The organism is Clostridium sp. LS, assembly GCF_002760435.1.
Classification (GTDB): Bacteria; Bacillota; Clostridia; order Clostridiales; family Clostridiaceae; genus Clostridium.
The window spans coordinates 1-13,252 of sequence record NZ_AUUU01000259.1; the positions used below are offsets into that span (position 1 = coordinate 1).

Sequence of the window (13,252 nt, forward strand, 5' to 3'; positions counted from 1 at the left end):
TATTCTCTTTTCAATCGTAGCCTTTTGATCTAGCCTTTTCCATAAGTTATCCACAGGCTATCCAATAATATAAATTTCTAGAGAATAAAAAAGGTTACTCTCATGCATAGTGTTATATTTCCTAACAACTAGACATAAGAGTAACCTTTCTTTCATATATTTAATTATTTAATTCAACTAATCTATACTCTTAATTTTTCTTTAATTACTTCGAATGGAAAGTTTTTTCCGGGGCACTCTGTATTACTTACATCTTTATGTCTTTTTAGATCTGTAATATTGTATTTCTTCATTAAGTACTTTGATAAAGCAATAAGACTTCTTTCTTGCTTTTTAGTTACCTCTTCTTCATTAAAATTCCCCTCTAAAGCGATTCCAAAAGCTCTATTATTTACACCTACTGCATGAGCCCCTCTTACATTCTCAGGTCTTCCTCTATATATTCTTCCATTCTTTCTTATATAAAAATGATAACCAATTCCAGCCCAGCCTCTTTTCTTATGAGTTTTGTCTATTTCATGGGGAGTAACATTTATTACTACTGTATGATGATATACTATCATTCTAGGCTTAAAGTCATGCTCTAAAGGCTGTGCCCATTCATATTTCACTTCTCTAATTTTAGGTTTTTTATTGAATATTATCTCTTTTATATAACTTATTTTAGTTCTCATAATTATCCCAAGTTTATTACTCTAACTAAACATTATGCTTCACGCCTTCTTTTTGTTACTTCCTAATACTACATTAAAAGTACAACTATAATTCCACTTATGATGCCGCCAACTGCTGCAGCACCCATGTTCCAAAACGATTTCTTAACCTTTCCACCAGTAACGACCGTAGCTGTAAAAACACCTATAGCAGCTGCCCAAGCCATATCAATCCATCCACTTTCACCTTGCTGAATAAAATGATACTTCATACCATGATTTATTATCCAAATCGTACCAACTATAATGAATGCTGCTAAAAATCCACCTGCTCCTCCAAATCTATTTACAAGTCTCCCCCACACAAGCCTAATACATAGTGGAAATAAAAAAGCCCCAATTACCGTTGTAATAATAGCTTGTCCTGACATAATCACACCTCAAAATTTTAATCAATAAGTTCTAAATTGGTTCTATTAATATTATCCTGTTTACAAGCGTTTTTCTTATTATTTTTTTCTGTTATGCTTTTTTCTATTAAGACTGACACATATCCACCTAATGCTGAACCAATGGCCACATAGGCTAAAGTCGGCATTGAATCAACTATAGAATTAAATCCGTGTAGTATGTATTCCTTTGCAACTAAAGAAATAGCAACACCTAATCCCATATCAATAAATGCTGAATCTTCATCGTTCTTTATTAAACCTAAATAATGATTTAGAAACCACATTGAGCCTGTAAGAAATAATGCTGCACCATAGGAACCCCAAACACCTAACTTACTTGTGAAGAATCCCCAAAAGTAATTTATTACAAATCCCGCCAAGCAATATCCTAATGTATTTCTTAGAAATCTCATTAATTTCCTCCTAACCTATATGTTATTGCAATTATTGAATAATATTTTTATAAAAAGTCAAAATTTATTATGCATACTTTTGAAATAATAATCTCAATTGAAAAATTTTACATTTAACTCTTGAGATTATTACTTTTAATTTAACTATATAGTTCTTATCCGTTAGATTCAATAGCTTTTTTGTACCCATCAAAAGATTTTTTCTTAGATCTTTGTAAAGTTCCATTACCTTCGTTATCTTTATCTACATATATGAATCCATAACGTTTCTTCATTTCCCCGTAGTTAAAATAATATCCTCTTTTAACTATCGAATCATTTTTTACACCATCTTCTTCTAATAGCTCAACTAAAATAATACATAAGATTCGCTATATCTCATTATCTGCCGGGAACACAATTCCGCCTTTACTTCTAGCAATTGTTTGAACTTCACTAACAATCAAACTATGTTCTAACATTTTATAACATTTTTCCAAATCATTATTTTTAATCATATCAATAAATTCTATAAATTCATTAACCATACGATGATTATAATTATTTTCATTTATTAATAAACTAGTACCATCATTCATTAATAACTCAAATCTTTCACAAACATTAGCTGGAGTATCTTGATATATGCAGCCTTTATCCCCTTGAATATTATTGGCAATAGGTGCTTTGCAATCCTTTGCCCCAATGCAAACACATTTAAAATTATCATAATCTAATATTAATACTCCAGATGTATCTATGTCTTTTTCAACATTAGGATAATATTCAATATTTTTAGGTTTCCCAAATAAACCAACTACATAATGAATATTATAAATGTTCAAGTCCATTAATGCACCACCAGAAAAATTAGGATCAAATGCTGGCAGTACCTTGCCTTCTTTAAAACTATTATATCTGCTTGAATATTGAGAATAGTTGCATTGAACAATTTTAATTTTCCCTAATGATGGAAGCAGCTCTTTAATTTTTTTATAGTTAGGAAGATATTGATTAGTAATTGCTTCAAATATAAATAACTTTCTTTCCCTAGCTAAATCACTTAATATTAATGCTTCTTTATATGTTGATGTCATTGGTTTTTCAATAATAACATTTTTATTTGCTTCTATTGCCCTTTTTGCATATTCAAAATGCAGATTATTAGGTAAAGCAATGTAAACTGCATCTAAATCACAATTAAGGAATTCATTATAGTCGTAAAAAACATTTTTAATATTATATTTATCCTTTAATTCATTCATTGCAGTCTCGCCGCTTTTCCTACCGCAAATGGCTTCTAATTCTAAATCCTTTAAATGTGGAATTGCCGCCATTAAATCTTTAACAATCATTCCAGCTCCTACAATACCTATTTTCATATCCAATCCTCCATATACTTCATAAGTTAACTTTATAATATGTTAACATAATTTTTCTCTATATTAAACCTTACTTTTTCTATTGTTATCTTAAAGTATTTTTTCCTTAAATTTTTGAAATATTAAATTATATCTTTATTATAAAACAATAAAACCTAAGGTATTATTACTCTACCTTAGGTTCTATTTAGCTTATTATTTATCTTTTATAATTGTACTTATATTATTAGTTTGAGAATTCTTGAGTTCCCATGTATTTACCGTTCCCTAAAAGAACTCCTATACCAACTTTAGTATACGAAGAATTCATCATATTTGCTCTATGACTTGGTGAATTCCACCATTGAGTAAATAATTCAACTGCATCATAAGTATTATACGCAATATTTTCTCCTGCTGAAGTATAAGAATAGCCTAAATCTTGCAACCAGTTTGTCCACTTTGTTCCGTCTGGATTTGTGTGGTCAAAGAAGTTATTTTGAATCATGTCATCACTCTTATATCTTGCTACTTTTATTAAAGTATTATCTAAAACTAATGGTTTTAATCCAGCTTCAGTTCTTTTTTGATTCATTAAATCAAGAATTTTTTGCTCAGCATCAGCTTGTACAGTTATAGAATAATTTGATGGTAATGCTGGTAACCCCTGTTGATCTATTGAAGTTGCAGATGTAGCAGTATTACTTGTACTTCCTGAATTTGTAGTACTTCCTGCATTAGTAGTTGTTGTGTTAGTTCCAGTACTTGGAGTGCTTGTACTAGTTGTATTTCCAGTATTAGTTGTACCTCCAGTAGTTGTCTTTCCAGCACCACTATTTGTTTTAGTCACTGTAGACGTTTTATTATTATCTTTTATTACGTTACTATTTGAATCAAATACCTTATCTACTGTTGGTGCTTTAGCTCCAACAACTTGTCCACTTTTGTTAGTTGTATATACTCTATTGTTTACTAAAACCTTTCCAATCTCCATTTTGCCTGATTGATTTAAGCAATAAGTTTGTCCATTAACTTTAATAACTCCTGTCTGCATTTCTCCAGCATTATTAAAGAAATACCAATTGTCATTATTCATAACCCAACCAGTTTTCATTAAATTATTCGCCATATAATTATAATAATCATTATAATTATTATCATATGTCGAATTAGTAGTTGCTGCAGATACTCCTAATGATGAGAAGCTAGTTATTGTCGTAGCAGCAATTACTGCGGTTACTATCTTTCTTAATAAATTCTTTTTCATTAGTTTTTCTCCTTTGTATTTTTATTTGGCTCCTTATTTTTTCATTATTACAAGTAAACATTTTCTTTCTAATTTTTTATGTATTTACTGTTTTCAAGCAAGCCTATGTCTATATAGTACTTATCTTTTCGACATTATTCAACACAGTCATTCTTAAACTAGTACTCTTATACTATATCAACTCGCACGTTCTCTGTATTGCTCTTATTTCCTCCAACATACACTACGATATCCTTCAACTCCTTGCCCCATCAAGGCTGGACCCCTATAATTTTTTCAGAATATTTATAATAATATTAAAATTAATCACTCTGTTCATCCCATATTATCGCATTGTAATTAATTGTATTGTATTTAATATAATATAAGAACAAAAGTTTGATATTTATAGATTTCTTCATATAAATATTAAACCTTTATTCTTAATTTGAAGTAGATAAGCATACTGGAAACCAACTTATTTAAATAGATATTAAAAGGCCGCTCTCAATCCAGCTTGTCTAACTAAATAGTTAGAGCAAACCGCATAAGGTGCAACCTTCATTTTAATACTTTAAACTATATTTTCATATTATTCTTTTTGTATTAAGGTTTGATAAATTTATTACATTTATCAAAATCCAAAGTGAACTCAACTTAATTTTTTATTCTGATAATCATCTAGCTGTTTCAATGATTTAGCTTTTATTATTGAAAAATCACTATCCTGCCTTTCCCATAACAATTTATCAGAAGATATTATAAGCATAGTAGCTTCAACATATCCTAACTGGTTAAATAAATTTTTTGCTTCTTCAATATAAATGTGATAAATTATCTTAAATTTCTTATTATATTCAGGGGTATATTGTTCTGTTCTTATATTTATAGAATATAAATAGCAATTAATTTTACAAATAGCTTTTACAATCTTAAGAATACCAACTTCGTAGGGGATGGATACAGCCTCAACAAAATAATTCATGAAATTCTCAATCTTAGAATTTGTAAATTCAATTAAATTTAAAATCAAATATTTATCATAAAGTTCATCTTTGTTTGTTTCATTTAGTTCATTTAGAATTTGACTATAAATTTGATGGGTTGTTTCTGTCAATTTAATAAGTATATTTAAATACACATCTCTAAATTCAAAATAATTCATAAATAAATTCCTTTCATAAATTATTAATTAAAAATTTATGCTGTAATTATTGATTTAAATTTATACTTCTTATTAACTCCGGCAAATTCATCTTCTATTCACAATATTATAAATTTTCACTAACAATATATACGTAAATAAACTATATTTTATTTAGTAAATTTTTAATATCTACAAAAACGTAGATATTACAAAGCATATGAAATTTTATACAATAATGTTACCATATTAGCTATATATTTCATAGATAATAAATACATTTTGGTATTTTTCCCAAATCATTCGAAGAATTATTTTTTAATAAAAATAGCTGCTCCCAAGATTATACTTCATGAATCAATACTTTTTTAAATTCATAAACTAATTTTGAAAACAGCTCAATAATAAAATAAGGAAGTTAAGTATTAGTTGAATGGGGTATCTACACAGTATATACTTTTTTCATTTAAGATATTCCTTATTTTTCAAACAAAGTAATAATAATTTTCAAATAATTTTAATTATTTCATCGTAATGTTATCCAAATATTAGTTATCCTGTTTATTTTAAGCATAGTATTCCAGAATGCTATACCTAATCAAAAGCTCTACTAAATTCAATTCGTCTGATTTTGTAGAATTCAATAAAATTATAATAATAAATTTATATTTACAAAATTTAAATATAGTTATACCATTTAAATGGCTAATATTTTCATTTTACATAATTTGAGGAGTACAAAAATGAAATATGAGAAATTATTTTTATCAATCACTTTTTCTTTAGCATACTTTATAAGTATAATCTTTTTACCTAAAGCGAATATAGGATCATTAATTATAGTTATGATGGTCCCTGCATTTGCAGCCATAGTTGCTACTTTAGCAGAATTTAAATCCTTAAAAGAATTATTCAAACCTTTTTTTTACAAAGTTTCGATTAAAAGTTTGTTTTTTGCAATCCTTTATCCACTTTGCATAATTTCACTTTGTGCATTTCTTGCCCTTTATACTAAAAAGGGGACTCTATCTCAAGATTGGCATTATGCTATAATTAACATATTAAAACTTATTTTAGCATCTATAGTTCTTTTTATTGGGGGCTTGTTTGAAGAGTATGGTTGGAGAGGATATTTATTACCTAGACTTATTAAAAAATATAATATAAAAAAAGCTCATTTAGCCGTCGGCATTATTTGGGTGCTTTACAACATGCCTGCATTTATTATATTAAATCTACATCACGGTGGAGGTACAGCATTATTATATATACTAGTTCAATGCGCAGCATTTTTCGCATTAAATTATGCTTTCACCTACCTCTATACTTTATCACAAAATGTTATACTCCCAAGTGTTATGCATGTATTATGGGTAAATATAAATGTAGCCGTTCTTGGAGAAACCTATAAAAATTCTTCAAATGGAATTATTATAGGAAGAGTATTACTAATTAACGGTCAATGTTTATTTGGTTTAATTTTCTTATGCCTCTTTGCACTTTATGCCCATAGAAAATTTTCAAAATACTAAATTTTTTGTTTTATTTAACTTTTATAAATAATGACATAATTTTGTCACAAATTAACTTTATAATTAACTTATAAACATTTTTCATTAATGTTTCCTTCATTAAATAATTTAATAATCTATGTCTGAATGACTTATTACTTCCTAGTAAGTCATTCATTTTTTCCTATTTTATCTTTAATTTATATTTATTTTATAAGTCTGTAACAAATATGTAACATTAATAATTTATAATAATTCTTGTAAAGCGATAAGGCATATTTACCCTAATCCCTGAAACTTTACACTTGACTATATCCAATAATAGTAAAAAAGAGATGGCTTATTCCCCTAAGTAAGCCATCTCTTTTTATATACTAATCTTAATAGAGTCTATATCAGTTTTGTAACTGCATCTTTTTCAATTATATATTCTAGGTGCAGAGCTCTAGTTAATGAAACATATAACAGCCTTTCATCTAGAGTATTTTCTTTATAATTATCTTCACTAGGATTTAATATTATAGTGCAGTCGAATTCCAATCCTTTTGTTAAATATGATGGAATGATTATTAATTCTTCCTTTATTTCTTTTTCTTTCCCTAATATTAATTCAAAAGTAAATTTGATTTTCTTATTTAAGATCTTATAAATTTCTTCACCTTGTAATCTATCTTTTGTTATTATTGCTATTGTACGTTTTCCATAGCCGTGCACATCCTGAATGATCTTCTCAATAGTAGAAATATACTCATTATCATTTCTAATTTTTATTGCTTTAGGCTGTTTACCGTGCCTTAAGACTGGTTTTGCATTTTTAAGACCTAAATTTTGAACTTGTAGCGCTTTCTGAGCAAAATCAATTATTTCAACAGTAGATCTATAGCTTTGAGTTAATTGAATATAAGTAGCGTTGCTATCAAAAACTTGATTTGTTATGTCCTCCCAAGTTTTTAAACCTTTGTAATAATAAATTCCTTGTGCCAAATCTCCGACTAAGGTTAAAGCATTCCCTTTAACAAAGTTATTGACTAAATATACTTGAAATGGACTATAGTCTTGAGCTTCATCTACCACTATATATTTATATTTCTCTTCCTCGTCTATTCCCTCAAGTAAAATTCTTATATACGCAAGTGCTGGTAAGTCATCTTCATCAATTATATTTTTTTGAAAATTATTATTAAATTCTTGTTTCATATAATCTGATAAAATTTTAGGAATTTTATTATTAGTCGCTGTTTCAAATAAGTCATCATTATAAAAATTATAATAAATATCCTTTGAATTTACATCTTTCCAACCTTTAAAATAATTATTAAACTCTCTTTTACTATTGCTTTTTACATTCTCTTTAATTTTGTCCCTTTCTCCATATAACTCTATAAGCAATTTTCTTCGTTCTGGTGAATCATCATTTTCTCTTCTTATTTGCCTAATCTTTTTTTCCCATTCATCATCTATTTCAATTAGTAAACTTGATATTCTATCTTTAATTTTTAAGCTTAAATATCTCTTTATTTCATCTTTTCTCCTATTAATAGGATAAGATTTTAAATCATTAATATATAATCTTGTTATTTCTTTTTTATCAAATAGTATTTCATTTCCGACTTTAATATGGCTTATATTAATTGCATTTTTCTCAACTAGAGAAATATATCTATCTAGCATTGTTTTAAACAACATAGTACCTTTTACTTTACTGGAGTTTACTATAAGCTTTTTCAACTGCTCATCTTTTTCTTCTATAATATTTAATAATTTTTCATCCTTATTATATATTTTCCCCTTTAATTTCAACTTTGATAATACCATTTCTTCAAAAGTACTTTGCTTTACTTCTTCCGCTCCAAGACTAGGTAAAATATCTGAAATATAATTTAAAAATAATTTATTGGGGGCCAATACTAAAATTTCATCTCCGCTCATACTTTCTTTATATCTATAAATAAGATACGCCAATCTATGTAGCGCTATGGTGGTCTTCCCAGAACCTGCTGATCCTTGCACTATTATAGGTATATTTTTAGGCCACCTTATTATTTCATTTTGCTCACGCTGAATTGTGGCAACAACTTCTTTTAGTTTCTTTCCTCTGGTTTCTTCAAGATTTATTTTTAAGAATTCATCGACTAAGTTTTGTCCTTCTTCTTCATTGATTATAATTTCGTTTATTCCTTCATCAAATAATCTTTCTATATCATTATTCTTAAATAGAAATTTTCTTTTTAATTCTAAATGCCCCTCGATTATTCCATTTGGAGCTTTATAATAAGCTTCTCCGCCAGTTCCGCTGTAATAAAGATCTGCAACTGGTGCTCTCCAGTCAACTACAACCTCTTCCCCATCCTTACTGTTACTAATGCCCTTTTTTCCAATATATATACTTTCAGTAAACTCCTTATTTTCCCTAAAGTCAACTCTTCCAAAATAAGGTTCACTTAACGCTTCTTCATATTTTTCGATATTCTGAGATAAGTGACTAAATATTCTTTCGTTAGCTTGTTTTTCTTCACTATAGCCTCCTTTAACTTCTTTTTTTAAAGAAATGAGTTTTTTCCTTACTTCTTCTACTTTTATTTTTTTATCCTTCAGTTCTTGAAATATTATTTCTCTTTTCTGTAGTAAAGTTTCTCTTTCTTCCTTCAAACTTAAATCCATATCCGCACATACTATATAATGATAAACAGCAAATTCATTATACTTTCCCTTTCATTATAATAAATTTCTATAATTAGGTATTATATCATAATATTATCGGTTGATAACCAACATAACTAATTTTTTATTATTGGATTTTATTTTTACCTTTAAGGACTTTTAAAGGAAGCTCATTTGAACTTCCCTTGGTAATATATATAATTAATATCCACTACAGTAATATAGGATATTTTAGTAAAAAGTTTATTCTCTCCACTAAATTGGGGATAAAGATGATTGGTTTACCTGTAGTATTTCAGATTCATCTAAGTCTCAAAAATATCATAAAAACAATTCTGTCTTAAATACTATTACAGCATTCCCTGAAATCTTAACCTCAATAGGTTCTTTATCTTCAATCTTTACTTCAACTTCAATAATTCCTGTTCGTTTTATAGCTTCGCCTTGTTTTGCCTTAAATTTAAACACAGAATTATTATGTTTGATAAGTTTATGATGAACAAGATACGCTCCTAAAGGTCCATTGGCATTGCCAGTAACAGGATCCTCATTAATACCTATAGCTGGAGCAAACATTCTACCGTTTATTAAAATATCACTCTCTTGAGATTCGGTTGTAAAAACATAATACCCATTACACTTAATTTTGTCACTTAGTTTAGAAAGAACATCATAGTTAGGATTTAATCCATTCAAAATTTCAATATTTTTTATACCTACCATAACCTTTGAATGACCCGTTGAAACAATTTGAATCGGGTAATTTTCCATCAAATTATCCTCGCCAATATTAAGTGCTTCAAAAAGAATCTTTTTCTCCTCTCCTTCAATAATATCGCCAAACTGAATTTCACCTTGAGTCATAGTTATCATATAATCATTATCTTCTTTTAATATATCAACCGGCAATACTCCTGCACCTGTTTTTTGGTAAATCCTTACTGAATTCATTTTATTTTCTATTGCATAAACATAATGTGCAGCAATAGTAGCATGTCCGCAAATCGGAACTTCTTTTAAAGGCGTAAAAAATCTTACTAGAACATCATACTCATTATTATTGGAAGGTATGATAAATGCTGTTTCAGAATTATTAAGCTCTCTAGCTATTTTTTGCATTTCTTCTTCTGTTAAATCATCAGCATTTGTTACTACTCCAGCGGGGTTTCCCGCAAACTTCTCTTTTGTAAATGAATCTACCTGATATAAAGCATACTCTCTTGCCATAATTCCTCCTAAATATTACATACTCTCTATTTACCATCAATTATACCATATTATATTTAGGTTAATTATTTCACCACTATCTCTATAGCTTTTTCTTCTCCAGCCTTAACCTTAATGCACGTAACATCACCATAAATATCTGTAGAATTTGTCCATATTTCATCTGATGAATTTTCTACATCACCAACTGATGAAGCAGCCTTAAGGCTTTGCCCATTAAGTTTGACCTCTTTGCCTGGATCACTATGTACTTTAACTATATAGTACTTAGTATCAGGAGTGAAACTTCCAATTTTACTGTTTATATTAAAACTGATAACATCGCCTTTATCTTGAGTATGCATATCTTGCATGAAATATTCTCCGTTTTCATAGTTATAGGTCTTTCCGTCATCATCGTAATATTTAAATGATGTCATCTCTTTATCAGGAAATGTATCTATAAATAAAGTATCAACTTTTTCTTCTACATACTGAATTGGTTTTGAGTAAGATGGTATTATTGCTCCTTTTTTAACAAAGATAGGAATATCATCCCAAGTCTCGTTGTTTATGGAATATTTTATTGTTTGTCCTCCATCATATTTAGTTCCTTTAAAATAATCTATCCAATTTCCTTTAGGTAAATCTATATCTTTTTCCTTTTGATCTTGCTTAACTACAGGTGAAACAAGCATATAATCTCCAAACATCCAAGATTCCACATTGTTTGCCACATTGTTATCTTCTGGATAATCAAATATTAGCGGCCTTACAAGACCAATACCATTATCATAGGCTTGTCTATCATAAGTATAAATATATGGTATTAGTGAGTATCTAAATCTTATTGCTTTTGTAGCTGCCGCTTCAGCTTTTTCGCCAAATACCCAAGGCTGTCTTTGCTGATTCATCTGCCCATGTACCCTAAAAATTGGTGTAAACGCACTAAATTCCATCCATCTAGCATAGTTTTCTGGACTCGGATTTCCTCCGTTAAAGCCACCAGTATCCATCCCCCACTTATTCTCTCCTAAAATAATCGAAGAAAGCATTCTATCTCTTTGACCAGCCATCGAAAGAAAGCCTGTATTGATATCTCCAGACCACATACCATATGCATACTTTTGTGCTCCTAAATAGAAATTCCTATTTATTGACCACACTCTCATATTTGTTGTTTTCCTTTGACCTTCGTAAAGGGCTTTTTCCATATTCAAAAATTGAAAATTCGGTGATCTTTCATCTGCCTCATCATTCCACCATCCTACTAATCCACTATTAAGAGCATCCTTTGTATGTTCAAAAAACCAATCTCTTGCTTCACCCTTTGAGAAGTCAATGTCTTTAACTATCTTTTTTGAAAAATAATCAGTTGATGAACCTTTACTCTCCAACCATAATTTATGTTCATCTGCATACCTACCTTCTTCAGTATCTACATGAATTCTTGGCTTCATTATTCCTGTTAACTTTACTCCTTTATCAGCCATCATATCACTAAGTTTTCCTGATGGCCCATCTGGAAATTTGTCTGTATTCCATCTGAACTCACCGTAATTGTCCTCCCCCCAATTTTTCCAATCAAAATCTAAAGTATAATTATCTATTGGTATTTGTTTCTGTCTATAAGTATCAACAATACTCGTCAATTCTTTTTCATCAATTCCCCATTCACTATTTGTAAACCCTGTTGCCCACTTAGGAAACATTGGAGATTTACCCGAGATTTCAGAAATTGATGCCATTATACTCTTTGTTTCTCCCACCATTATAAAACAGTTAACATCATCCTTGGAACCGTTACCGAATTTTAAGTCATTGTTACCTATTTTAAAGATTCCTCCATCTGAGTCCACGAGAACTCCATAACCACTTGTACTCCATACCAGAGGTCCTCCCGCATAGCCTTGAGTACCTGCAGTAATATTAACCGAATTCTTTCTTATAATTCCCTTCGGGCTATCATTTGCTGTATATGCGCCTATTCCATAAAAATTTTGTCCATCATCGTGGGTAAATTCCAAGTTTCCATTTGATAAGCTTGTTATCTCCCCCTCTTTAAGCAACAATTTGCTATTACTATCAAAGACAGATATCGCTTCGCTTTTCTTATCAATTTCAATAATCATACTTTTGGTTTTAATAACCATTGGATTAGACTTTATGTCTATAGAAGCTTCTACTGGTGACCAACTAGTTTTCCCTACAACTTTGGTATCAGGCGTACTTTTCCCCAAAGGTAAGTAATGTAACTTAAGTATATTATCTGTACATACCTGAATTACCAGCTGATCTCTATTTACTGGAATTGTAATTATATCGCCCTCTACTTTCGGTTCGCTTTTAGCACGAAAAAAAATAATACTTATAATCGTTATAATAATTATTATTCCCAATGCTCCACTAAACCATTTCTTACGTAAAACTTTTCTCATCATGTACCTCCCCTATAATATATTTCCAAATATATTATACCTTTTTTTACAATTGATTCAATCGTTTTCATGCATTTATCTATTTTTTTATAAGTTGATAATATCCTAAAATTAAATTAGCAATTTTTATTTAATGGTCAACAAAAAAAAGAAAGGAGCATATCAAAACTTCTTTAATTAGGCAGTTT

Annotated in this window: 10 protein-coding genes and 1 pseudogene; 1 reads left to right on the forward strand and 10 read right to left on the reverse strand. The window is 29.0% G+C overall.

The genetic code is table 11. The features are described from left to right. Positions 1-182 precede the first annotated feature (182 nt). The 7 genes and pseudogenes from COL3_RS27915 to COL3_RS27940 form a co-directional block, all read right to left on the reverse strand. Positions 183-674 carry a peptidoglycan recognition family protein gene (locus COL3_RS27915; RefSeq protein WP_008427473.1) on the reverse strand — a complete coding sequence of 164 codons (492 nt, stop codon included), beginning with the start codon at positions 672-674 and terminating at the stop codon, positions 183-185. A gap of 68 nt (positions 675-742) precedes the next feature. Next, complete coding sequence (locus COL3_RS27920) at positions 743-1,084, reverse strand: hypothetical protein (RefSeq protein WP_008427470.1); 342 nt, start codon at positions 1,082-1,084, stop codon at positions 743-745. A 17-nt stretch (positions 1,085-1,101) separates the two neighbouring features. Further along, positions 1,102-1,518, reverse strand: coding sequence for a hypothetical protein (locus tag COL3_RS27925; RefSeq protein WP_008427468.1), 417 nt, complete (start codon positions 1,516-1,518; stop codon positions 1,102-1,104). Positions 1,519-1,673: 155 nt separating this feature from the next. Next, positions 1,674-1,799 (reverse strand): annotated as a pseudogene (locus COL3_RS28480) (family 1 glycosylhydrolase); the annotation flags it as partial. Between the two features lie 90 nt (positions 1,800-1,889). Continuing rightward, positions 1,890-2,879 (reverse strand): Gfo/Idh/MocA family oxidoreductase, encoded by a 990-nt coding sequence (locus COL3_RS27930; protein WP_008427466.1) that lies wholly within the window; start codon positions 2,877-2,879, stop codon positions 1,890-1,892. Positions 2,880-3,105: 226 nt separating this feature from the next. Then, positions 3,106-4,125: a CAP domain-containing protein gene (locus tag COL3_RS27935; protein WP_008427465.1), complete on the reverse strand. Its 1,020-nt coding sequence runs from the start codon at positions 4,123-4,125 to the stop codon at positions 3,106-3,108. Between the two features lie 631 nt (positions 4,126-4,756). Then, complete coding sequence (locus COL3_RS27940) at positions 4,757-5,269, reverse strand: hypothetical protein (RefSeq protein ID WP_008427463.1); 513 nt, start codon at positions 5,267-5,269, stop codon at positions 4,757-4,759. Between the two features lie 722 nt (positions 5,270-5,991). Here COL3_RS27940 and COL3_RS27945 point away from each other — a divergent pair. Further along, a complete protein-coding gene (locus tag COL3_RS27945; protein WP_008427461.1) occupies positions 5,992-6,780 on the forward strand; it encodes a type II CAAX endopeptidase family protein in 789 nt (262 codons plus the stop codon). Positions 6,781-7,149: 369 nt separating this feature from the next. Here the strand turns inward: COL3_RS27945 and helD are convergent, their stop codons facing one another. The 3 genes from helD to COL3_RS27960 all read right to left on the reverse strand — a co-directional run bounded on the left by helD (position 7,150) and on the right by COL3_RS27960 (position 13,064). Further along, complete coding sequence (gene helD, locus COL3_RS27950; RefSeq protein WP_035284134.1) at positions 7,150-9,420, reverse strand: RNA polymerase recycling motor HelD; 2,271 nt, start codon at positions 9,418-9,420, stop codon at positions 7,150-7,152. Positions 9,421-9,741: 321 nt separating this feature from the next. Continuing rightward, complete coding sequence (locus COL3_RS27955; RefSeq protein ID WP_008427456.1) at positions 9,742-10,647, reverse strand: PhzF family isomerase; 906 nt, start codon at positions 10,645-10,647, stop codon at positions 9,742-9,744. A 65-nt stretch (positions 10,648-10,712) separates the two neighbouring features. Continuing rightward, on the reverse strand, positions 10,713-13,064 hold the full coding sequence (locus COL3_RS27960; protein WP_008427454.1) for a TIM-barrel domain-containing protein: 2,352 nt from the start codon (positions 13,062-13,064) through the stop codon (positions 10,713-10,715). Between the last annotated feature and the right edge of the window lie 188 nt (positions 13,065-13,252).